Annotated in this window: 20 protein-coding genes; 19 read left to right on the forward strand and 1 reads right to left on the reverse strand. The window is 50.1% G+C overall.

From position 1 onward, the window contains the following. The first annotated feature begins 3 nt into the window (after positions 1-3). From RHOM_RS05395 to pdxR, 14 genes are all read left to right on the forward strand, one after another. Positions 4-498, forward strand: coding sequence for an MltG/YceG/YrrL family protein (locus tag RHOM_RS05395; protein WP_014079262.1), 495 nt, complete (start codon positions 4-6; stop codon positions 496-498). Then, the gene (locus RHOM_RS05400; RefSeq protein WP_014079263.1) at positions 495-1,136 is read left to right on the forward strand and encodes an O-methyltransferase; all 642 of its coding nucleotides are present in this window, start codon (positions 495-497) and stop codon (positions 1,134-1,136) included. The genes RHOM_RS05395 and RHOM_RS05400 overlap by 4 nt, the downstream gene beginning before the upstream one ends. A 105-nt stretch (positions 1,137-1,241) precedes the next feature. Next, positions 1,242-2,465: a peptidase U32 family protein gene (locus tag RHOM_RS05405; RefSeq protein WP_014079264.1), complete on the forward strand. Its 1,224-nt coding sequence runs from the start codon at positions 1,242-1,244 to the stop codon at positions 2,463-2,465. A 14-nt stretch (positions 2,466-2,479) separates the two neighbouring features. Next, complete coding sequence (locus tag RHOM_RS05410; RefSeq protein WP_014079265.1) at positions 2,480-3,541, forward strand: lactonase family protein; 1,062 nt, start codon at positions 2,480-2,482, stop codon at positions 3,539-3,541. 682 nt (positions 3,542-4,223) lie between these two features. After that, entirely contained in the window at positions 4,224-5,354 is a 1,131-nt protein-coding gene (ytvI, locus tag RHOM_RS05420; protein WP_014079268.1) for a sporulation integral membrane protein YtvI, read from the forward strand. Between the two features lie 58 nt (positions 5,355-5,412). Then, complete coding sequence (gene trpS / locus RHOM_RS05425) at positions 5,413-6,504, forward strand: tryptophan--tRNA ligase (protein ID WP_014079269.1); 1,092 nt, start codon at positions 5,413-5,415, stop codon at positions 6,502-6,504. Between the two features lie 45 nt (positions 6,505-6,549). Beyond that, entirely contained in the window at positions 6,550-8,061 is a 1,512-nt protein-coding gene (locus RHOM_RS05430) for an amino acid adenylation domain-containing protein (protein WP_330364894.1), read from the forward strand. Then, positions 8,058-9,254: a diaminopimelate decarboxylase family protein gene (locus RHOM_RS05435; RefSeq protein ID WP_014079271.1), complete on the forward strand. Its 1,197-nt coding sequence runs from the start codon at positions 8,058-8,060 to the stop codon at positions 9,252-9,254. Before RHOM_RS05430 ends, RHOM_RS05435 begins: the two co-directional genes overlap by 4 nt. A 17-nt stretch (positions 9,255-9,271) precedes the next feature. After that, positions 9,272-9,502 (forward strand): acyl carrier protein, encoded by a 231-nt coding sequence (locus RHOM_RS05440; RefSeq protein ID WP_014079272.1) that lies wholly within the window; start codon positions 9,272-9,274, stop codon positions 9,500-9,502. Position 9,503: 1 nt separating this feature from the next. Further along, positions 9,504-11,093 carry an MBOAT family O-acyltransferase gene (locus RHOM_RS05445; protein WP_014079273.1) on the forward strand — a complete coding sequence of 530 codons (1,590 nt, stop codon included), beginning with the start codon at positions 9,504-9,506 and terminating at the stop codon, positions 11,091-11,093. A 9-nt stretch (positions 11,094-11,102) separates the two neighbouring features. After that, complete coding sequence (locus RHOM_RS05450) at positions 11,103-12,053, forward strand: SGNH/GDSL hydrolase family protein (RefSeq protein WP_014079274.1); 951 nt, start codon at positions 11,103-11,105, stop codon at positions 12,051-12,053. Positions 12,054-12,225: 172 nt separating this feature from the next. Further along, positions 12,226-13,914 carry a glutamine--tRNA ligase/YqeY domain fusion protein gene (locus RHOM_RS05455; protein ID WP_014079275.1) on the forward strand — a complete coding sequence of 563 codons (1,689 nt, stop codon included), beginning with the start codon at positions 12,226-12,228 and terminating at the stop codon, positions 13,912-13,914. Between the two features lie 30 nt (positions 13,915-13,944). After that, positions 13,945-14,799, forward strand: a complete 855-nt coding sequence (locus RHOM_RS05460) for a DUF2225 domain-containing protein (RefSeq protein WP_014079276.1) — start codon at positions 13,945-13,947, stop codon at positions 14,797-14,799. Between the two features lie 19 nt (positions 14,800-14,818). Next, positions 14,819-16,243 carry a MocR-like pyridoxine biosynthesis transcription factor PdxR gene (gene pdxR / locus RHOM_RS05465; protein ID WP_014079277.1) on the forward strand — a complete coding sequence of 475 codons (1,425 nt, stop codon included), beginning with the start codon at positions 14,819-14,821 and terminating at the stop codon, positions 16,241-16,243. A gap of 112 nt (positions 16,244-16,355) precedes the next feature. Here pdxR and RHOM_RS05470 read toward each other — a convergent pair whose 3' ends face one another. Then, positions 16,356-17,585, reverse strand: coding sequence for an argininosuccinate synthase (locus tag RHOM_RS05470; RefSeq protein ID WP_014079279.1), 1,230 nt, complete (start codon positions 17,583-17,585; stop codon positions 16,356-16,358). 357 nt (positions 17,586-17,942) lie between these two features. Here RHOM_RS05470 and argC point away from each other — a divergent pair, with 357 nt between their 5' ends. The 5 genes from argC (at position 17,943) to RHOM_RS05495 (ending at position 22,919) form a co-directional block, all read left to right on the forward strand. Next, on the forward strand, positions 17,943-18,998 hold the full coding sequence (argC, locus tag RHOM_RS05475) for an N-acetyl-gamma-glutamyl-phosphate reductase (protein WP_014079280.1): 1,056 nt from the start codon (positions 17,943-17,945) through the stop codon (positions 18,996-18,998). 92 nt (positions 18,999-19,090) lie between these two features. After that, positions 19,091-19,552, forward strand: coding sequence for a GNAT family N-acetyltransferase (locus tag RHOM_RS05480; RefSeq protein WP_044024865.1), 462 nt, complete (start codon positions 19,091-19,093; stop codon positions 19,550-19,552). Positions 19,553-19,570: 18 nt separating this feature from the next. Continuing rightward, entirely contained in the window at positions 19,571-20,797 is a 1,227-nt protein-coding gene (gene argJ, locus RHOM_RS05485; RefSeq protein WP_014079282.1) for a bifunctional glutamate N-acetyltransferase/amino-acid acetyltransferase ArgJ, read from the forward strand. Between the two features lie 36 nt (positions 20,798-20,833). Then, entirely contained in the window at positions 20,834-21,733 is a 900-nt protein-coding gene (gene argB, locus RHOM_RS05490) for an acetylglutamate kinase (protein WP_014079283.1), read from the forward strand. Further along, complete coding sequence (locus RHOM_RS05495) at positions 21,726-22,919, forward strand: aspartate aminotransferase family protein (protein ID WP_014079284.1); 1,194 nt, start codon at positions 21,726-21,728, stop codon at positions 22,917-22,919. Before argB ends, RHOM_RS05495 begins: the two co-directional genes overlap by 8 nt. Positions 22,920-22,943: the final 24 nt, after the last annotated feature.

Genomic DNA, 22,943 nt, shown 5'->3' on the forward strand with positions numbered 1-22,943 from the left:
ATTATGAAATGGAACAAAGTCGTTTTCAAATTTGTCAGTATCAGCTTTTCCATCCTGGTTGCACTGCTTGTTGTGGTGGGACTGATTGAACTTGGCTCCTACTGCTATGACTTCGGATACCGGGTGTTTACCGAGAGCCCGGTGGACGAAACTCCGGGCAGGGATGTGACCGTATCCGTGACGGCGGATATGTCGGAGCATGATATCGGAAAGATGTTAAAAGAAGAGGGGCTGGTGGAGGATGCGAATCTGTTCTATGCCCAGCTGAAACTATCTGCTTACTCCGGAAAACTCAAACCGGGTGTTTACACGTTAAATACCTCGATGACTGCGCGGGAGATGTTCGTGATCATGGCAGCGGATGCCGGTGATACGGAAAGTACCGAGGACACCGAGGATACCGCAGACACCGGGAATACCGGGGCGGCGGATCTGACAGATGAGACGGACGATACACAGACCGCAGAAGATGCAGGGGATGCAGAGGAGACACCGTGATAGTAGATGAGAGACTTGTGACCTATATCAATTCTCTGGATGCGGGAAATACTGCGATGCTCGATCAGATTGAGCGGGAAGCGACAGCCGATTACGTGCCGATTATTCGGAAGGAGATGCAGAGCTTTTTGAAGTTTCTGCTTGCCATGAAGAAGCCGGCACGTATTTTAGAAGTTGGGACTGCGGTGGGATTTTCCGCCATCCTTATGGCGGAGTACGATCCTGTGCCGTGTCAGATTACAACGATCGAGAATTATGAAAAGCGGATTCCGATTGCCAGGGAGAACTTTAAGAGAGCCGGGAAGGAAGCGCAGATTGCGCTGCTGGAGGGCGATGCCGCGGAAGTGTTAAAGACGCTGGAAGATCCGTATGATTTTATTTTTATGGACGCGGCAAAAGGGCAGTACATTCATTTCCTGCCGGAGATTCTGCGCCTTCTGGCGAAGGACGGCGTGCTGGTGTCGGACAATGTGCTGCAGGACGGCGATGTGATCGAATCACGGTTCGCGGTTACAAGGCGGAACCGCACGATTCATAAGCGCATGCGGGAATATCTGTACACGCTGACGCACAGTGAAGAACTGGTGACCGCGGTGCTCCCGGTGGGAGATGGCATCACCTTGAGCACAAGGCGTTAAGGACGGCATGGATTACGCAGGATGGGAAGATGGCGGAATCCGTGCGGGATTACATGAAGCATGAAGATGCGATGCATGCGTGTGAGAATAGAGAGGAACGAGAATATGAGAAGACCGGAGTTACTGATACCGGCGAGCAGTCTGGAAGTATTAAAAATTGCTGTGATCTACGGAGCAGACGCAGTATATATCGGAGGCGAAGCGTTCGGACTCCGCGCGAAGGCGAAGAACTTTTCCATGGAAGAGATCAAGGAGGGGATTGCTTTTGCGCATGCCCATGATGTGAAAGTATACATTACCGCCAATATCCTGGCGCACAACGGAGATCTCGACGGTGTGAGAGAGTATTTTGCCGAGCTTCGGGAGATAAAGCCGGATGCGCTGATCATTTCCGATCCGGGGGTCTATATGATTGCTAAGGAAGTCTGTCCCAAGATCGAGCGCCATATCAGTACGCAGGCAAACAACACCAATTACGGCACCTACCGGTTCTGGTATGAGCAGGGGGCAAAGCGCGTGGTGTCGGCGAGAGAGCTTTCGCTGGCTGAGATCAAGGAAATCCGTGCCAATATTCCGGACGATCTTGAGATCGAGACGTTCATTCACGGAGCAATGTGCATCTCCTACTCGGGAAGGTGCTTACTGTCCAATTACTTTACCGGACGAGATGCCAACCAGGGAGCGTGCACACATCCGTGCCGCTGGAAATACGCGGTTGTGGAGGAAAAACGCCCGGGAGAATACCTGCCGGTCTATGAGAATGAGCGCGGTACTTATATTTTCAATTCCAAGGATCTTTGCATGATCGAACATATTCCGGAATTGATGGAGTCGGGTATTGACAGTTTTAAAATTGAGGGTAGAATGAAGACAGCACTGTATGTTGCCACGGTGGCGAGAACATATCGAAGAGCCATTGATGACTACAAGCAGTCGCCGGAGCTTTACAGGGAGCATATGGCGTGGTATCAGGAGCAGATTTCAAACTGCACCTACCGGCAGTTTACGACTGGATTTTTCTTTGGCAAACCTTCGGACGAAGCGCAGATTTACGACAACAACACCTATGTGAAGGAGTACACGTATCTGGGCATTGTCGGAGAGCGGAACGAAGAGGGACTCTACCGGATTGAACAGCGCAATAAGTTTTCTGTCGGGGAGAGCATTGAGGTCATGAAGCCGGACGGTGCCAATATCACGGTGACTGTGCAGCGAATCGTGGATGAAGAGGGGAATGATATGGAGTCCGCGCCGCATCCGAAGCAGGTGCTTTATATCGACCTTGGACAGCCGCTTGCCATGTATGACATTTTGCGAAGAAAAGAATAGGATGGTGGAAGACGATGAAGCAGGAGAAGTATGTTGCATATGTAGGAACTTATACACACGAGAACAGCGTAGGAATCCATATCTATGATGTAGACGTTGAGGCGGGAAAACTGACGGAGCGCAAGGTGGTTCCGATCAACAATCCGTCGGATCTGGTTGTTTCCAAGGATCGCAGATTTCTGTATTCCATTGCGGATGAGGGCGTAGAATCCTTCCGTATCGAGAAGGACGGTGATCTTACTTCGATCAACAAGCAGTGGATCGGCGGAATGAGAGGCTGCTATGTGGAAGTGGATGATGGCAACCGCTATCTTTTCGTGGGCGGACATCATGACGGCCGCGTGAGCATGATGCATCTGGAAGCGGACGGAAGCATCGGTGGAATCGCGGACGGCATTTTCCACAAAGGAATCGGAAGAAGTATTGCACAGCGCAACTTCGTACCGCACGTGGACTGTGTGAAACTGACACCGGATCAGAAGTTTCTGTGTGCGGTCGACAACGGACTGGATCAGGTAAAAGTCTACCGCGTGGATTATGAGAATGGCAAGCTGGAACTGATTGACATTATCCGTGGACCGCTCGAGTCTGCCCCGCGTATGATCCGTTTCTCAAGAGACGGCGAATATGCATATATTCTCTATGAACTGCTCAATATTGTGGAGGTATATCATTATTCTGTGCAGGATAATGAGCCGGTATTTGAGAAGATCCAGACCATCAGCACTTCCCCGAAGAAGGAGGAAGATATCTGTGCAGCATCGGGTATGGAGATCTCGAAGAGCGGTAAGTATCTGTTCTGCAGCAACGCAGGCGTGAACTCTGTCGTGTGCTATGAGATCGAGGAGAAGACGGGAATGCTTACCCCGGTATTTACGACGAAGGTGAACAGTGATTATCCGAAGATGCTTGCCATCTATCCGGACGAGAAGCATTATCTGACATTGAACAACAATTCCAACGACATTTTCAACTACACGATCGATTACAAGGATGGTTATTCGCTTGAGACCGGTTCCCCGGTGAAGGTAGACAAACCGAACTGCATCTATATGCTGAAGCTGGAGGCGGAATAACAAAATAAAGTGCGAATCAGGAATTGCCGCAATAAGCATAGAGCTCTTTGGGCGATAAGTAATATTACAAGAAATAGATACTTAAAAGTTCCAGATAAACATGCGGCGGCAAATTCTGACCGCAAAATCCGGTATTTCTAACCATGCCGCAGCTGGCATCCGTGATGATCCATGTCTTTCCAAGTTTGGAGCACTCCACGGACTGTGTCCGCAGGCCAGCAGACAATTTTAGAACTTTTGTGTGTGTCCCTTATGGTCACCTCTGAACAAAACATAACCGCGCGAAGCCGCTGTCTGAGTCGCATCTGCCCTATTTTCAATAGCAGATGCCGGCGAGTTCGGTTCGCGCGGTTTTATATTGTCTGTGAAGAGGTGCCATTAGGGACACCAGAAAGTCCGCTCATTGTCTGCGGCTTGTCGGACACATTCCGGGAGTGTTCAAACGTGGAAGAGACACGGAATGGGATGCCAACCACGGCATGGAAGAAATACGTGAATTTTGCTTCAAAGAATTTGCCGCCGTCTGTTTATTCTGGAACTTTTTTGTCCTCTGGCTTCTAATAATATTACTTATCAAAGCAAAGTGCGATATGCTTATTGCGGCAGTTCCTTTTCTGGAAAGGAATGTGCGGACGTCGTGCATGGAATCGCTTCCCGGTGGATATAGTTATTAGGAGAAAACATGACGCGGAGGATTGCCATGGAGCGGGAAGAGCGGATCAGACATCAGAAAGAATTCCTTATTAAGTTTGCATACTGGGCGGTGTGGGGTGGACTTGTCCTCGCGGCGGTAAAAATGATCGGACCGGTGCTCCTACCGTTTATTGCGGCATTTTTTGTGGCGTGGATTCTTTCGTTTCCGGTGGCGTTTGCGACAGAGCGCATGCATATAAGGCGCAGGATTGCAGCGGTGACGGTCGTTCTGCTGTTTTACGGACTGGCGGGACTGGTGATCGGATTCCTTGGAAACCGCATCATGCTTTTGGGACAGGAACTGCTCGGGGAAGTGGTGCGGTTTGTCTCGGAGACGATTTTTCCGATGATGAAGCATTTCTGCGCGTGGACGGCAGGTTTGACTGGAGAGACGGTGGGAGGAGAGGTGCTGCGGACGGCGGGTACGGAGTCGGCGGAGGCGGTCAGCCGGGCAGGGGAGCTTCTGACCGGAATGTCCGGCACCCTGCTGCAGCAGGTCTCCGGCATTGCGGTGAATATTCCGGGGATGTGCTTTAAATTGCTGCTCGCGGTCATATCGACGGTGTTCATGGAACTGGATTTCCCACAGATCATGCATTTCCTCGAAAAGATCATACCGGAAAAATGGAAGGAGACGGTGTCTGCCGTCAAAAAGGGAACCTTCGGAACGATGGGAAAATGTGTGGCGGCGTACGTTTTCATCTTTTTGATGACGTTTGCGGAACTTGCGGCAGGTCTGCTTCTTCTGCAGATCGAGGGTGCTTTCGCGATTGCGTTTCTGATCGCGGTGTTAGATATTCTGCCGGTGCTCGGCACGGGAACCGTGCTGCTTCCGTGGGCGGTGATTGCGTTTGCCGGCGGCAATGCCAGAATGGGAATCGGGGTCATGGGGCTGTATCTGATCATCACGGTGGTGCGCAACATTGTGGAACCGAAGCTGGTGGGAAAACAGATGGGGCTCTCGCCGGTTGTGATGCTGCCGTGCATGATTCTAGGGCTTCACTTTTTCGGAATCCTTGGACTGTTCGGAGTGCCGCTTCTGGCATCGTTTTTGAAAAAACTTTACAGCGACGGCTATTTTTCTGAAAAACTTTCCGGGGATTGTCAAAAGAAAAATTGAACTTGTCCCGCAAAACATGTATAATAGAGCAAGAATATGTTTGACAGGGGAAATGACAATGGCAGAAAAGATTATTTTGACAGGCGACCGTCCTACCGGCAAGCTGCATGTGGGACATTATGTGGGTTCTCTGAAGCGGAGAGTGGAACTTCAGAATTCGGGAACGTTTGATAAGATTTTTATTATGATTGCGGACGCACAGGCATTGACGGACAACGCCGACAATCCCGCAAAGGTGCGCGACAATATTATGGAGGTGGCGCTCGACTACCTTTCGGTCGGAATCGATCCGGCGAAGTCTCATATTTTTATCCAGTCCTACGTGACGGAGCTGACGGAGCTGACCTTCTATTACCAGAATCTGGTTACGGTCTCCAGATTACAGCGCAACCCGACGGTTAAGGCGGAGATTCAGATGCGCAACTTCGAGGCGAGCATTCCGGTCGGATTTTTCAATTATCCGATCAGCCAGGCGGCGGACATTACGGCATTCCATGCGACGACGGTTCCGGTCGGCGAGGATCAGATGCCGATGCTTGAGCAGACCAAGGAGATTGTACATAAGTTTAATGCGGTGTATGGCGAGACGCTCACAGACCCGCAGATTTTACTCCCGGATAACAAGGCCTGCTTAAGACTTCCAGGTACCGACGGAAAGGCCAAAATGAGCAAGTCGCTCGGCAACTGCATCTATCTCTCGGAGAGCGAGGCAGATGTGAAGAAGAAGATTATGTCCATGTTCACGGACCCGGATCACATCCGGATCGAAGATCCGGGAAAGCTCGAGGGCAATACCGTATTTACCTATCTGGATGCATTCTGTACGGACGAGCACTTCGTGGAGTATCTGCCAGAGTATGCGAACCTGGATGAGCTCAAGGCACATTACAAACGCGGTGGCCTAGGCGATGTCAAGGTGAAGAAGTTCCTGAATAACGTCATGCAGGAGGAGTTGTCTCCGATCCGTGCGCGCAGAAAGGAATACGAGCAGCGCATCGGCGATGTGTATGATATTTTAAAGGCGGGAAGCGAAGTGGCAAAGGAAGCGGCTGCAAAGACACTTTCTGAAGTAAAGCATGCCATGAAGATTGATTATTTTGATACACCGGAGTTCCTGGAGGAACAGGTGAAGAAGTATCTTGACAGATAAGAAGCGGCAGGAACAGGGAAAGTAGAGGACAGAAAATTGAATTGTGTGTTGGATCGTTTGGAAGCGACGGTAAGCAGGTATAAAGAGCGGGCGGCGGTCGATGACGGGAGCGTTTCTTACACGTGGGGAGAACTGCTGGAGCTTGCGCAACGCATCGGGTCAGCTTTATGCAGGAAACACGTCATACGAAAGCCTGTCGCTGTCGTGATGGATAAATCAGCAGATACCCTGGCTGCATTTCTGGGAGTTGTATATGCAGGGGCATTTTATGTGCTGATTAATCCGGAATATCCTAATGTGCGGATTGAAAAAATTCTCGCCACACTACAGACGGATCAGATGATTCTGGATGTGCAGTATGAGGAGAAGATGCGTGCATGTGGCTATCAGGGAAATATGGTTCCAATCGAAGCGGCAAAGCAGACTGACATTGATTCTGTGTCGTTGGACCGGGTGAGAGCACAGAGTTTGGATCAGGATCTCTTATATGGGATTTTTACATCGGGATCCACAGGGATGCCAAAAGGAGTGATTGTAAATCAGCGTGCGGTGGTTGATTTTATCGAGCAGTTTGCGAAAACGTTTGATTTCTCGGAGTGTGATGTGATCGGCAATCAGGCTCCGTTTGATTTTGATGTGTCGGTGAAGGATATATATACATCCATTTTTACGGGAGCAAAGCTTGTTCTGATCCCAAAGCAGATGTTTTCCATGCCGCCATCGCTTCTGGATTTCCTGTGTGAGAAGCATGTGACATCTCTGACCTGGGCGGTTTCCGCACTTTGCATGGTGACGACACTGCGCGGATTTGAGTACCGTGTGCCGTCGGAGGTACGCCGGGTGCTTTTCAGCGGGGAAGTGATGCCATATAAGCATCTGAAAGCCTGGCGGGAGGCACTGCCGGCGGCAGAGTTTGTCAATCTGTATGGACCTACGGAGATTGTGTGTAACTGTACCTATTACCGGGTAAGAGGCGATGAACCGGAGGATGCGGCACTTCCGATCGGAAGTGCGTTTGGCAATCGTCTGGTATTTCTGTTGGATGATCAGAACTGTGTGATCAGAGATGCCGGGATACAGGGCGAGATCTGCGTGGCGGGCACTTCCCTGGCAAGTGGGTATTACAATAATCCACAGGCGACGGAGAAGAGCTTTGTACAGAATCCAGAGAATCAGAGTTATCCGCAGGTAATCTACCGCACAGGAGATATCGGTACTTATAATGATGAGGGGCTGCTGTGTTTTGCAGGACGCAGGGATTTTCAGGTTAAGCGTATGGGACACCGCATTGAGCTGGAGGAGATTCAGTTGACATTGGATCAGACGGAAGGTGTGACACGCAGTTGCTGTATCTACGGGGAGCAGGAGCAGAAACTGGTGGCATTTTACGTTGGAGAGATCGATAAAAAAGAGTTGCGTCGAAAAGTAAAGGAACAGATGCCGGCGTTTATGCTGCCGGATAAGTTTTTACATATGGATGAGATGCCGATGACAAAGAATGGAAAAATTGACCGCGCGGCTCTCTGGAATCATTACAGGGAGGAGAAGAGAAGATGAGACAGGAAGTGCTGGCAGAAGCTGCCGGAGAATTTCAGACTCCCTGCTACGTGTTTGACCTCGATCGTCTGAGAGAGGATGTCGCGGAAATGAAGACATTACTTGCAGACCGTGTGGGACTTTGTTTTGCGATGAAGGCAAATCCATTTCTGACAGAGGATATGGCAGAAATGACGGACTATATTGAAGTCTGTTCTCCGGGGGAACTGCGGATCTGTATCGAGCAGAAAATTCCGGCAGAGAAGATGATTCTTTCCGGCGTATTAAAAGAAGAACAGGATATCAGGGAACTTCTGGAAAAGGAGAAGTTGCCGCATTTTACGGCAGAATCAATGGATCAGGTAGATCTTTTTTTGTGTCTATCCAGAGAATATGGACGAAATGTGGAGCTGTTGCTGCGTCTTACGAGTGGAAATCAGTTTGGAATGGATGAGGACGTTTTGCTTGAGTCGGTCGATAAGATTCTACAGCAGAAGTATGTGCAGTTCGCAGGGATCCATTTTTTCTCGGGAACGCAGAAGAGAAAAAGTGAACAGATCCGCAAGGAACTGGGACAGCTCGCGGAGGTATGTGACAGGATCTGGGAACGGTTTGGTCTTAAAGTGCCGCGGCTCGAATATGGACCTGGATTTGGCGTGGAGTACTTTAAAGGTACAAAGAAATGGGGAAGAGAAGAGGCACTGGCGATGCTTTCTGATGCGGCGGACTGTGTCACAGAACTTCATTTTCCGGGAACGGTCACATTTGAGATGGGAAGATTCCTTGCAGCAATGTGTGGCAGCTTTGTCACAAAAGTGCGGGAAGTAAAGGAGAATCAGGGGACGAGGTATTGTCTGGTGGATGCTGGCATGCATCACCTGAACTACGATGGACAGGTTATGGCGATGAAAACACCGTTCTGCACGCCGCTTTTTGCACGTGAGGGGGAAGAAGAGCAGAATTACTGCATCTGTGGTGCACTCTGCACGGCAAATGATATTCTGATCCGCCAGTATCCTTTAAAAGGTGTTCGCCCGGGGGATCTTCTGGTATTTGAGCGCACGGGTGCGTATTCCATGACGGAGGGAATGTCACTTTTTTTAAGCCGGGATCTTCCGGCGGTGGTAAGCTACTGCAAGACGGAGGGCTTTCGGGTGCTGCGGAGCAGAATGCCGGTTTATCCGCTTAATAAAGCGGCAGATAGAATTTTATAAAGAGGGAGAAATGAAGAATGGAAGAATTATTGGAGATTTTAGAGGAGATTAATCCGGATGTGGATTATAGTACATGTACAACACTGATTGATGATCATTTGCTGGATTCGTTTGCAATCCTCTCGCTGGTATCAGAGATCGGGGATACATTTGATGTGCAGATCGCACCAGGAGATATGATTGCAAAGAACTTTAATTCTGCAGAAGCTATCTGGGCAATGATACAGAGACTGGAGGAAGAAGGCTGATATGGCATATCATACAATGCTGTTTCTGCTGGTATTTCTGCCACTCATTCTGATCTGTTACCAGATTGCCGGAACAAAATACCGTCCGTATGTGCTGCTGGCGGCAGGATACATTTTTTTTGCTTCTTTCAGTGGGATACTTCTACTGTATCTGTTTGGGGCGACGGTTATCATGTATGCGGCAGGACTCTGGATCGATCACATCGGACAGGAGTTCAAAGAAAAGAAAAATGGGCTTGCACGCAGTGAGGTAAAGCAGCTCAAAAAAAAGTTTACCGGAAAAAAGCGGGCAGTACTTTGCGGCAGTCTTGTGCTTCTGGTCGGGGTACTGTTTATCGTGAAGTATTATAATTTTTTCGCGGAGAATCTTTCAGCAGTATTTCGCCTTCTGACCTTGCCTATCTGCCTGAAGAGTATTCGGTTTCTACAGCCGATAGGTATTTCCTTTTACACACTGCAGGCGGTCAGCTATGTGGTAGATATCTATGAGGGGAAGAACAGGGCTGAACGACAGTTTGGAAAGGTTGCGTTGTACATGGCATTTTTCCCACAAATCATGGAGGGACCGATCAGCCGGTTTGATCAGACGGCGGATCAGCTGTGGAAGGGAACAGCAATTAGCAGCGAAAATCTTACCATGGGTGCGCAGCGTGTACTGTGGGGATTATTTAAAAAGATTGTGATTGCAGACCGGCTGGATCGGGCAGTAGGAGTTGCCTTTTTGAATTACCAGAGCTATGATGGTGCAATTCTGGCTCTTGCCGCAGTGGCATATACCGTGCAGCTTTACAATGAATTTTCAGGATGTATGGATATTGTGATTGGCGTGGCAGAGATGTTTGGTGTTGTGCTGCCGGAAAATTTCAGGCAGCCATTTCTGTCAAAAAATGTATCAGAATTCTGGCGCAGATGGCATATCACACTTGGCGCGTGGCTGAAAGACTATATTTTTTATCCGGTATCCCTTACCGGATGGGTACAGAAGCTTGGAACCAGAGCTAAGGCGCGGTTTGGAAAGCATGGCGCTAAAGTAGCGGTATCCGCAGCTGCTCTTTTTCCGGTATGGCTGCTCAATGGACTGTGGCACGGGCAGCACTGGAATTATATTTTTTTCGGTATGTATTACTTCGTTCTGATTATGGCAGGAATTCTTTGTGAACCGCTGATTGCGGTATTCTATGAAAAATGCGGCAGACTGGTGAAAAGTAAGGGGTATGCAGTTTTTCAGATCGTGCGTACCAGTGTGCTGGTGGTGATCGGTGAGATGATCTTTCGGGCAAACGGGGCAAAAGCTGCGATTGTTATGCTAAAGACCGTATTCGGACATTCCCACATGACGGCTTTGGGACAGATGGATCTGCCGTCTTTCGGGATTGATAGGGCAGATATCGCGATCGTTTTGTGTGGTGTTATACTGGTAACTGTGGTGGGGCTGCTCCATGAGCGGGGGATCTCTATCCGGCGGAAGATTGTCACACTGCCGACACCGGCACGTTGGTGTTGTTATTATGTAATGATCCTGCTTCCACTTATCTTTGGGGCCTTCGGAGACGGATATCTGGAAGTGGAGTTGATCTATGCGAATTTTTAGGAGGATCAGATGAACAGAGTGAAGAAAATAGTAAGGTATCTTTTGTTTTTTGGGATACTTGCAGTGATTTTTCTGGGATTGTCACGGGTCTTCTATCCAAAGGATAATTCAGTAGAGGCGGGAATGCCGCCGCGTGATGTAAAGGTCAACGGAATCTTTGGGGCAGAGAACAATTCGCTGGACGTTATTTTCTTTGGAGACAGTATCACGTTTACATCGATAAAACCGGTGCAGATATGGGAAGAGCAGGGGATTGCGTCGTATGTGTGCGGGCAGTCCGGTCAGATTATACCGGAAGCGTATAACTGGCTGAAACAGATTCTGGAGAAGCAGTCTCCGGATATTGTTGTATTAGAGACGAATCTGATCTATATGGATGGCAGTATGGCAGATCAGCTTAATCATGCGCTCGAGCTGCAGCTTGCAAGTGATCTTCCGTTTTATAAATATCACAACCGCTGGAAGAATATGGATGAGTCAGACTGGAGCAGGCAGCCGGAGGAACCGAAGCCCGATTTTACGATGGGATATGAGAAAAAGACAGCGATAGTGCCTTACACAGGTGGTGACTATATGCAGACGGAATCGGCAAAGGAGCCTCTGGCTTTTGTACCGGAAAGCTATCTTGACGCAGTGCACAGACTTTGTGAAAAAAATAACATTCAGATGATGCTGGTAAGTATTCCGTCTCCACAGAGCTGGAACGGATCACGCCATGATGCGGTAACAGAATATGCACAGGAGCATGATGTGCTATATCTGGATCTGAATTTGTATGCAGAAGAACTCGGGATCGACTGGAAGTCTGACACACTTGATGGGGGAGATCACCTGAATGAAGCCGGCGCCACGAAGGTATCAAAATATCTGGGGACTTTTCTGAAGGAAAGGTATGGTTTGACAGATCATCGTGGAAATGCTGCTTATACAGTGTGGGATAGACTGGTGGAAGATCAGTAAAAACATAGAAATAAAATAGTATTAGCAAATAAAGGCAATTCATGTTATATTATACTTGCACCTTGACGGTGTATCATGTATGATATTTCATGAGTTGCTTTCTCTTTTTTTGACAGGGAAAGCAGATCGGACGGCAGGCTGTCCGGATTGTAATTGAGGAGGATGCGACATTATGGAAAACGAAAATGTCTCAAAGAATTTTATTGAGCAGATGATTGATAAGGACATCGAGGAAGGGCACTGCAAGGTTGTTCATACCAGATTTCCACCGGAACCGAATGGCTATCTGCATATCGGCCATGCGAAGTCCATTCTTTTGAATTATGGTCTGGCACAGAAGTATGGCGGAAAGTTTAATCTGAGATTTGATGATACAAATCCTACCAAGGAGAAGACCGAGTTCGTGGAGGCGATCACGGAGGACATCAAGTGGCTTGGCGCGGACTGGGAAGGCAGACTTTTCTTCGCATCCGATTATTTCGATCAGATGTATGAGTGTGCCGTAGAGCTGATTAAAAAAGGAAAAGCTTATGTCTCCGATCTGTCTGCGGAGCAGATCCGTGAGTACCGAGGAACTCTGACGGAGCCGGGCAAGGAAGATCCGTACAGCGGCAGAAGTGTCAAGGAGAACTTAAAGCTGTTTGAGGAGATGCGGGAAGGAAAGTACGCGGATGGTGAGAAAGTGCTCCGCGCACGCATCGATATGAGTTCTTCCAACATCAATATGAGAGATCCGGTCATTTACCGTGTGGCGCATATGACACACCACAGAACCGGCGATAAATGGTGCATCTATCCGATGTATGATTTTGCACATCCGCTCGAGGATGCGATCGAGGGAATCACGCATTCCATCTGTACGCTGGAGTTTGAGGATCACAGGCCACTTTATGAGTGGGTCATCAACGAGGTGGGCGCACAGATTATTCCGGATAAGGATGAGATGCCGCCGAGACAGATTGAGTTTGCAAAGCTGTATCTGACCAACGTGGTAACCGGCAAGCGTTACATCAAGCGCCTGGTTGAGGAAGGTATTGTGGACGGATGGGATGATCCGCGTCTGGTATCCATCGCAGCGCTGCGCAGAAGAGGATTTACACCGGAATCGTTAAAGATGTTCGTGGAACTGTGCGGTATTTCAAAGGCAAACAGTTCCGTTGACTATGCAATGTTAGAGTACTGCATCCGCGAGGATCTCAAGATGAAGAAGTCCCGTATGATGGCAGTCCTTGATCCGGTGAAGGTTGTGATTGACAACTATCCGGAAGGACAGACTGAGTATCTGGACGTTGTGAATAATCTGGAGAATGAGGCGCTCGGTTCACGTAAGATTCCGTTCTCAAGAGAACTCTATATCGAGCGTGAAGACTTCATGGAGGAGCCACCGAAAAAGTATTTCCGTATGTTCCCGGGCAATGAAGTGCGCCTGATGAATGCATATTTTGTAACCTGCAACAGCTTTGAGAAGGATGCAGACGGCAACGTGACGGTGATCCATTGTACTTACGATCCGGCGTCCCGCGGCGGCAACAGCCCGGATGGCAGAAAGGTAAAAGGTACGATTCACTGGGTATCCGCAGCACATGCGGTTCCTGCAACGGTCAGACTGTATGAGAATATCGTGGACGAGGAAAAAGGGGTATACAATGAGGATGGAAGTCTGAACCTCAATCCGAATTCACTGACTGTGTTAAAGAACTGTATGGTGGAGGAGAATCTTGCTGGGGCAAAGGCTTACGACAGTTTCCAGTTTGTACGCCAGGGATTCTTCTGTGTGGATGCAAAGGATTCGACGCCGGAGCAGCTGGTGTTCAACCGCATTGTGTCACTGAAGAGTTCATTCAAGCTGCCAACTGCGTAGGACGCGGTCTGAGATTTAGGAGGAATAGATATGAATTTATTATCCGGTTTGGAAAAATTTGGTTTAAAGGCAGAGGATACCACGAATCTTTTTGCGGAAGAGAAGAAAGAAGTCGTGGGAGAGGACGGCACAAAGCAGGAGGCGGCGCCGACAGAAGAAAGCTTTCTTCTGGACAAGGCTGTGCGTTGTGCAGTGTGTGACAAGGTATTTAAGACAAAGATGATCAAGAGTGGAAGATTAAAGCGTCTTGAGTCCGATATGGATCTGCGCCCGCGCTATGAGCACATCGACACCTTAAAGTACAGTGTGATTTCCTGTCCGTACTGCGGTTATACCGCGATTACGCGCTATTTTGAACACCTGTCCTCCATGCAGGTCAAGATGATCAAGGAGAAGATCTGCGTGAATTTCAAGCCGGCGGACAATGTGGAGCCGACGCTGATCGATTATGATACCGCGATCGAGCGCTACAAGCTGGCACTGTTCAACACGATTGTGAAAAAAGGAAAGAACAGCGAGAAGGCGTACACCTGCCTGAATCTTGCATGGCTGCTGCGCGGCAAGCGTGAGTCTTTAGACGCGAAGGATCCGAAGATGGCAGAGCAGATCAAGGAGTGCAGGGAGCAGGAAGAGGCGTTCTATGCACAGGCGTATGAAGGATTTACAAAGGCGGTATCCACAGAGACCTATCCGATGTGCGGCATGGATGAGTGCACGATGGATTACCTGCTCGCGACGATGGCATACCACTACAAAAAGTACGATGTTGCATCGAAGTGCATTGCAAGAATCCTGCAGTCCGCAGCGGCGTCCAAGAAGATGAAGGACCGCGCGTATGAACTCAAGGAGCGCATTGTCGAGGAGATCAAGAGAAGCAAGGCATAACGACGGATAAGGTTTTATAATGATAGAGATTATGATGAACTTACAGGGGGGAGCGAAAGCTCCCCTCTATGAGAAAATATACGAATACATCAAGAGTGAGATTACAGACGGCAGGATTCCGAGAGGGGAACGGCTGCCGTCCACGCGTCTTCTGGCGAAGAATCTTGCAGTGAGCAGAAGCACCGTAGAGATGGCATACGATCAGCTCCTGGCAGAGGGATATATACAAGCGGAACCCTGCCGGGGTTTTTTTGTATGCGACATCGCGGAGCTGTACCGGCTTCAGGGAAACAGCGCTGGAGAAACGGGACGGGTACACAGAGCGGAAAAACCGGTCTGTCTGGTTGATTTTTCCCCGTATGCGATTGATACCCGCAGTTTTCCGTACAACGTCTGGCGGAAGATCAGCCGGAATGTGCTGTTGGATGACAGCGAGGAACTGCTGATGGCGGGGGACGGACAGGGGGAGTACAGCCTGCGCAGTGAGATTGCGGACTATCTGCATCACGCCAGAGGTGTGAACTGCCGCCCGGAAAACATTGTGCTCGGAGCCGGTAATGAGTATCTGGAGATTCTGCTTACGCAGCTTCTTGGGAAAAATAAGACTGTGCTCATGGAGAACCCAGGATATCCGCAGGCATACCACACGTTTCGGAATATGGGATACCGGGTGGTGACGGTGCCAGCGGACGAGCAGGGGCTTAGCGGCGGTACGGTGCGCGCCGTAGAGCCGGAACTGGTCTATATGATGCCATCACATCAGTTTCCGACCGGCAGCGTCATGCCTCTTGGAAGGAGACTTGAACTTCTTGCGTGGGCGGCAGAGCGGGAGGAGCGCTATCTGATCGAGGACGATCATGACAGCGAGTACCGCTACCGCGGAAAGCCGATTCCATCGCTGCAGAGCGTGGATGGACTTGGAAAGGTGATTTACCTTGGGACATTTTCCAAAAGCATCGCGCCGTCTCTGCGTATCAGCTATATGGTGCTGCCACAGCAGCTGATGGAGCGCTACCGCGCCGTCTGCGGATTTTATTCGACGACGGTGCCGCGCATGCAGCAGGAGATTCTCCGGGAGTTCTTGCGGGACGGGCATTTTGAGCGGCATCTTAATAAGATGCGCGGTATTTACCGCGGCAGGCATGATTTCCTGATCGGTGAACTGAAAAAAAGAAGCTGGGTGCTCTCAGTCAGCGGAGACCATGCGGGACTCCATGTGCTCGTGGAGGCAGATACCGGATGCAGCGAGAGGGAGATCTGTGAGCGTGCGGCTGCGCAGGGCGTGAAAGTATCGGGGCTCGGCGAATATGCGCTGACGAAAGAGAATGGCAGTGACAGAAAATGTCCGGTGCTGCTGCTTGGATATGGCAGCCTGACCGAGCAGGAGATCCAGATGGGGCTTGCCGTGCTGGATGCGATACTGGATGCGCAGGAAAGCGCATGATCAGGAAGAAAATTATCGGAATGTGAATAACCGGACAGAAAAGGAACCCCCGGAAATCTGCCGAAACGGCAGATTTCCGGGGGTTCTTGTGTAAGCAATCCGGATGTACGATTTATTCGTATTTGTTTTTCTCGCCGATTTCCTGCATCTTCATTGCACGAACTTTTAACGGCAGTCCGAACAGTGTGATGAATCCGGAAGCATCGTGGTGATCGTAGAGATCGCCGGTGGTGAAGCTTGCCAAGGACTCGCTGTAGAGAGAATACGGGGAGGTCGTTCCGGCCTTGATGATGTTGCCCTTGTAAAGCTTGAACTTGACTTCACCGGTCACATATTCCTGTGTGGAGGTGACAAATGCTTTCACTGCGTCGCAGAGAGGGGTGTACCATTTGCCCTCGTATACGATCTGAGCGAGCTTGTTGCCCATATCCTTTTTCACTTCCATGGTAGCACGGTCAAGTACCAGCTCCTCGAGCTGCTGATGTGCTTCCATCAGAATGGTTCCGCCAGGAGTCTCATAGACACCGCGGGACTTCATGCCGACAACACGGTTCTCCACGATGTCGATGATGCCGACGCCGTGTTTGCCGCCGAGACGGTTCAACTCACGGATAATATCGGAAACCTTCATCTTCTTGCCGTTGACGGAGGTCGGAACACCTTTCTCGAAGGTCATGGTCACATACTCGCCCTCCTCAGGAGCTTTTTCCGGGGAGACGCCGAGTACCAGAAGGTGATCGTAGTTCGGCTCACAGGCAGGATCCTCGAGCTCAAGACCCTCGTGGCTGATATGCCAGATGTTGCGGTCACGGCTGTAGCTGGTGTCTGCGGAGAACGGAAGATGAATGCCGTGTGCCTGGCAGTATGCGATCTCATCCTCGCGGGACTGCATGGTCCACTTGTCGTCTCTCCATGCAGCGATAATCTTGAGATCCGGAGCGAGAGCCTTGATGGCAAGCTCAAAACGGATCTGGTCGTTTCCTTTTCCGGTAGCGCCGTGGCAGATGGCGGTAGCACCTTCTTTTCTTGCGATCTCAACCAGCTTCTTGCCGATTAACGGACGTGCCATGGAAGTGCCGAGCAGATATTTGTTCTCGTAGATGGCGTTTGCCTGTACGCACGGCATGATGTAGTCATCGCAGAACTCGTCGATGATGTCGACGATGTAAAGCTTGGAAGCTCCGCAGGAGATGGCTCTTTCTTCCAGACCGTCCAGTTCTTCCTCCTGACCGCAGTCGATGCAGCAGCAGATGACTTCGTAATCGTAATTCTCCTTTAACCAGGGAATGATGGCGGTGGTGTCCAGACCGCCGGAGTAAGCTAAGATAACTTTTTCTTTCATGGGCTTTTTTCCTTTCTGTAAATCATTAACTGCAATCAATATACAACATATGCAACGGAAAAGCAAGTGAAAAAATATACATATATTTCAAATAAAAATGCATATACATGTACAAAGCATACAGAATGAAAATAGGGAAAACCTATATAAATTAAGGAAAAAAGAAATCTAAAACAAGAAAAACGTTGCATAAATAGTAAAACAATGCTTGCATAAAAGAAAAAACGGATGTATAATTATGCAAGAATATTTCTAAAAAACGGACAAAAAATACTTTACTATGGCAAAGAGGTAGACTAATATAGGGATATAGTGTGAAAAGATTTTTTGCAGGAAAAGGAAAGGCGGAATACGAACATGATAAAGGCAGGAATCATAGGTGCGACCGGTTATGCGGGAAATGAGCTGGTGCGTCTTCTGATGGGACATAAAGAAGTGGAAATCAAATGGTACGGTTCCAGAAGTTATATAGATCAGAAATACGCAGAAGTATATCAGAACATGTTTGAGATCGTGGATGACGTGTGTATGGACGACAATATGGAAGCACTGGCAGAGCAGGTGGATGTGATCTTTACGGCGACGCCGCAGGGATTTCTGGCAGGCGTCTTAAACGAAGGACTTCTTGAGAAGACAAAGATCATCGATCTGTCCGCGGATTTCCGTATCAAGGACGTTGCGGTGTATGAGAAATGGTATAAGATCGAGCATAAGAGCCCGCAGTTTATCGGGGAGGCGGTGTACGGCCTTTGCGAAGTGAACCGCGATAAAGTGAAAAATGCCAGACTGGTTGCCAATCCGGGCTGCTACACCACCTGTTCGATTCTGACGGCATATCCGCTGGTGAAGGAAGGGCTGATCGATCCGGATACCCTTATCATTGATGCGAAGTCCGGTACCTCCGGCGCAGGGCGCGGTGCGAAGCTGCCGAATCTGTTCTGTGAGGTCAATGAGAATATGAAGGCGTACGGTGTCACGAGCCACAGACATACACCGGAGATTGAAGAGCAGCTCGGCTACGCGGCAGGCAGACCGGTTGTTGTGAATTTTACGCCGCATCTGGTGCCGATGAACCGCGGAATTCTGGCGACAGAATATGCCACCCTGACGAAAAAGGCGGACGGAAGTCTTCCTTCTTACGAGGAGATCAAGGCGGCTTACGATAAGTATTATGCGAAGGAAAAGTTCGTCCGCGTGCTTCCGAAGGATGCGTGCCCGGAGACCAAATGGGTCGAGGGAAGCAATTATGTGGATATCGGTTTTAAGATCGATGAGCGCACGGGCAGAATCGTGATGATGGGAGCGCTTGACAATCTGGTCAAGGGTGCGGCCGGACAGGCAGTGCAGAACATGAATCTGCTGTTTGGATTTGACGAGGCGGAAGGGCTTTGTCTGGTGCCGATGTTCCCGTAGATACAGAGCGAAAACAGAACCCGGGAAGGATTTTCCACGGAAGGAAGCAGCGGGAAAATGAACCGGAAATGATAAAGAGAAGAGATGGAAGTATGAAAGAGACAGAACCGGTCATCCGCGTGATGACAATGGATGATTTTGAGACGGTACATGCGTTATGGATGGAGATTCACGGGTTTGGAATCCGCAGCATCGATGATTCCAGAGAGGGCGTGGAGCGTTTTATAAGACGTAATCCGACCACCAGCATGGTAGCGGTGGCGGAGGGAAAGATTGTGGGCGCGATTCTCTGCGGACATGACGGGAGAAGAGGCTGCCTGTATCATGTATGCGTGCAGGAGGCGTACCGCAAGCACGGGATCGGACAGAAACTCGTGGGTGCCTGCGTGGATGCGCTTGCGGCAGAGCATATCAACAAGATCAACCTGATTGCATTCAAGAAAAATGAAGTCGGAAACCGTTTCTGGCAGGGACTCGGGTGGACTTTCCGCGAGGATGTCAACTATTACGAATATGTCACAAACGAGGATAATATCACGACCTATAATCCATAGGAAGAAAAGGAGTGCGGAATGATAAAGATGATAAAGGGCGGAGTGACCGCCGCAAAAGGATTTTGTGCTGCCAGCACGGCGGCTGGTATCAAATATCAGAACAGACAGGACATGGCAATGCTCTACAGCGAGGTTCCCTGTGCGGTGGCGGGAACTTTTACCACGAATCTGGTGAAGGCTGCCCCGGTAAAGTGGGATCAGAAGATTGTATACGAGAGCAAAAAGGCGCAGGCGGTTGTGATCAATGCGGGGATTGCCAATGCGTGTACCGGCGAGGAGGGAATGCGCTACTGCAGACAGACGGCGGAGAAAGTCGGTGAACTGCTTCCGGTTCCGGAAGATCAGGTGCTCGTGGCATCGACCGGAGTGATCGGCATGCAGCTTCCGATGGAGCGCATCTGTGCGGGAATTGAGGCGATGGTTCCGGCATTGTCGGGTGAGACAGAGAGCGGTCATGCGGCGGCACAGGCGATCATGACGACGGATACCCACGAGAAGGAGATTGCGGTGGAAGTCATGCTTGGCGGCGTTCCTGTTACGATCGGCGGCATGTGCAAAGGCTCGGGCATGATTCATCCGAACATGTGCACGATGTTGAGTTTTGTGACAACGGATGCGGCGATCGCACAGCCCCTGCTTTTAGAAGCGCTGCAGGCAGATGTCTGCGACACCTATAATATGATCTCCGTGGACGGCGACACTTCCACCAATGATACCTGTCTGCTTTTAGCGAACGGGATGGCGGAGAATCCGGTCATTTCAGAGAAAAATGAGGATTACGACAGGTTCTGCGAGGCATTGCGGACAGTCAATGAATATCTGGCGAAGCAGATGGCAGGCGACGGCGAGGGAGCCACGGCGCTGTTTGAGGTGAAGGTCATCGGAGCAGAGACGAAGGAGCAGGCGAAGATCATCAGCAAGTCGGTCATCACATCGAATCTGACCAAGGCGGCAATCTACGGACACGATGCAAACTGGGGAAGAATTCTCTGTGCGATGGGTTACTCGGGCGCACAGTTTGATCCGGAGAAGGTGGATCTGTTCTTTGAGAGTGCGGCAGGAAAAATGCAGATCATAAAGGACGGCGTGGCACTTGACTACAGCGAGGAGGAGGCGACGAAGATCCTCTCGGAGCCGGAGGTGACGGCGATCGCGGATATCAAGATGGGCACGGAGGAGGCGACGGCGTGGGGCTGTGATCTGACATATGATTATGTCAAGATCAACGCGGATTACCGTTCCTAAGCAGAGACGTAAAAATTCAGGGAGAGTGGAGAGAAAATGGACGAGAAAAATATGCAGGAAATTCTGGCAAAGGCGGAAGTGCTGATCGAGGCGCTCCCTTATATACAGCGTTTTAACCGCAAGATCATTGTGGTAAAGTACGGCGGAAGCGCCATGGTGGACGAGGAGTTAAAGCGCCATGTGATCCAGGATGTGACCCTCTTAAAACTGGTTGGATTCAAGCCGATCATCGTGCACGGCGGAGGCAAGGAGATCAGCCGCTGGGTTGGAAAAGTCGGCATGGAGCCGGTGTTTGTCAACGGACTCCGCAAGACGGATGAGGCGACGATGGAGATTGCGGAGATGGTCTTAAATAAGGTCAACAAATCTCTGGTCAAGCTGGTGGAAGAGCTGGGTGTCAATGCAATCGGCATCAGCGGCAAGGACGGCGGACTGCTCAAGGTGGAGAAAAAATATTCCAACGGGGAGGACATCGGATTTGTCGGTGAGATCACGGAGGTCAATCCGAAGATCCTCTACGATCTTCTGGAGAAGGATTTTCTGCCGATCGTGTGTCCGGTCGGAATGGATGATGCCTACAACAGCTACAATATCAACGCGGATGATGCGGCTTGTGCGATTGCAAAGGCGGTCAGCGCGGAGAAGCTTGCATTTTTGACGGACATTGAGGGTGTATACAAGGATCCTTCGGACAAGAGCACGCTCATCTCGGAACTGACCATCGACGAGGCGAGAGCATTGATCGGCGACGGCTTTATCGGGGGCGGTATGCTGCCGAAACTGAACAACTGCATCGACGCCATTGAAAACGGCGTGTCCAGAGTACATATTTTAGACGGGCGGATCGCACATTGTCTGCTCCTTGAGATCTTTACCAACAGAGGTATCGGTACGGCGATCCTTAGTGAGAAAGAGAAGAGGTATTACAATGAATAAAGAGACATGCATGAAAGAGGCGGAGGAGAGCATCCTCCATACCTATAACCGTTTCCCGGTGGTGTTTGACCATGGGGAGGGTGTATACCTGTATGACACGGACGGAAAAGAATATCTGGATTTTGCGGCGGGAATCGCCGTGCAGGCATTTGGGTATCATAACAGGGAGTACAGCGAGGCGCTAAAGACGCAGGTGGATAAGCTGATGCACACGTCCAACCTGTTTTACAACGAGCCGATCACAAGCGCGGCGAAACGTGTCTTAAAGGCAAGCCGGATGGATCGCGTCTTTTTTACGAACAGTGGCACGGAGGCAATCGAGGGAGCCTTAAAAGCCGCAAAGAAATACGCGTACACCAGGGACGGTCATGCAGGGCATGAGATCATTGCCATGAATCACTCGTTCCATGGCAGAAGTCTCGGAGCACTCTCGGTAACCGGCAATAAACATTACCAGGAACCGTTTGAACCGCTGATCCCGGGAATCCGTTTCGCGGAATTTAATCAGTTAGACAGCGTAAAAGCTTTGATAAATGAGAAAACCTGTGCTATTATTTTGGAGACGGTACAGGGCGAGGGTGGAATCTACCCGGCAACCGACGAATTCCTTCAGGGGGTGCGTGCACTCTGCGATGAGCATGACATTCTGCTGATCTTAGATGAGATCCAGTGCGGCATGGGGCGCACCGGCGAGATGTTCGCATGGCAGCACTACGGTGTGAAACCGGACATTATGACCAGCGCGAAGGCGCTTGGATGCGGTGTTCCGGTGGGAGCATTCCTGATGACTGAGCGCGTGGCGGAAAAGTCGCTGGCACCGGGCGATCACGGGACGACCTACGGCGGCAACCCGTTTGTCGGAGCAGCAGTTGACACCGTGCTTAAGATGATGGAGCGGGATCGGATTACAGAGCATGTAAAAGAGATCACGCCGTATCTGGAGCAGAAGCTGGATGCGCTTGTGGAAAAGTATGATTTCCTTACGGCGCGCAGAGGTCTGGGACTGATGCAGGGCGTTGTGTGTGAGAAACCGGTTGGAAAAATTGCGTCAGCAGCATTGGAACACGGACTTGTCGTGATCACGGCAGGCGCCGATGTGCTTCGTTTTGTACCTCCACTGATTATCGGGAAAGAGCATGTGGATGAGATGGCAGAGAAGCTGGATGCGGTTCTGGCAGAGATGTAATTCCCTGATAATGAGAATAAAAAA

This window comes from Roseburia hominis A2-183 (assembly GCF_000225345.1).
Lineage (GTDB): Bacteria > Bacillota > Clostridia > Lachnospirales > Lachnospiraceae > Roseburia > Roseburia hominis.

Coding starts and splice junctions, on each gene's coding strand:
- RHOM_RS05445 (WP_014079273.1), top strand. CDS start 9,504: ATGGCATATCATACAATGCTGTTTCTGCTGGTATTTCTGCCACTCATT.
- RHOM_RS05480 (WP_044024865.1), top strand. CDS start 19,091: ATGAAAGAGACAGAACCGGTCATCCGCGTGATGACAATGGATGATTTT.
- RHOM_RS05460 (WP_014079276.1), top strand. CDS start 13,945: ATGAATTTATTATCCGGTTTGGAAAAATTTGGTTTAAAGGCAGAGGAT.
- trpS (WP_014079269.1), top strand. CDS start 5,413: ATGGCAGAAAAGATTATTTTGACAGGCGACCGTCCTACCGGCAAGCTG.
- RHOM_RS05470 (WP_014079279.1), bottom strand. CDS start 17,585: ATGAAAGAAAAAGTTATCTTAGCTTACTCCGGCGGTCTGGACACCACC.
- RHOM_RS05450 (WP_014079274.1), top strand. CDS start 11,103: ATGAACAGAGTGAAGAAAATAGTAAGGTATCTTTTGTTTTTTGGGATA.
- RHOM_RS05440 (WP_014079272.1), top strand. CDS start 9,272: ATGGAAGAATTATTGGAGATTTTAGAGGAGATTAATCCGGATGTGGAT.
- RHOM_RS05435 (WP_014079271.1), top strand. CDS start 8,058: ATGAGACAGGAAGTGCTGGCAGAAGCTGCCGGAGAATTTCAGACTCCC.
- pdxR (WP_014079277.1), top strand. CDS start 14,819: ATGATAGAGATTATGATGAACTTACAGGGGGGAGCGAAAGCTCCCCTC.
- RHOM_RS05410 (WP_014079265.1), top strand. CDS start 2,480: ATGAAGCAGGAGAAGTATGTTGCATATGTAGGAACTTATACACACGAG.
- argC (WP_014079280.1), top strand. CDS start 17,943: ATGATAAAGGCAGGAATCATAGGTGCGACCGGTTATGCGGGAAATGAG.
- RHOM_RS05455 (WP_014079275.1), top strand. CDS start 12,226: ATGGAAAACGAAAATGTCTCAAAGAATTTTATTGAGCAGATGATTGAT.
- argJ (WP_014079282.1), top strand. CDS start 19,571: ATGATAAAGATGATAAAGGGCGGAGTGACCGCCGCAAAAGGATTTTGT.
- RHOM_RS05495 (WP_014079284.1), top strand. CDS start 21,726: ATGAATAAAGAGACATGCATGAAAGAGGCGGAGGAGAGCATCCTCCAT.
- argB (WP_014079283.1), top strand. CDS start 20,834: ATGGACGAGAAAAATATGCAGGAAATTCTGGCAAAGGCGGAAGTGCTG.
- RHOM_RS05405 (WP_014079264.1), top strand. CDS start 1,242: ATGAGAAGACCGGAGTTACTGATACCGGCGAGCAGTCTGGAAGTATTA.
- ytvI (WP_014079268.1), top strand. CDS start 4,224: ATGACGCGGAGGATTGCCATGGAGCGGGAAGAGCGGATCAGACATCAG.
- RHOM_RS05395 (WP_014079262.1), top strand. CDS start 4: ATGAAATGGAACAAAGTCGTTTTCAAATTTGTCAGTATCAGCTTTTCC.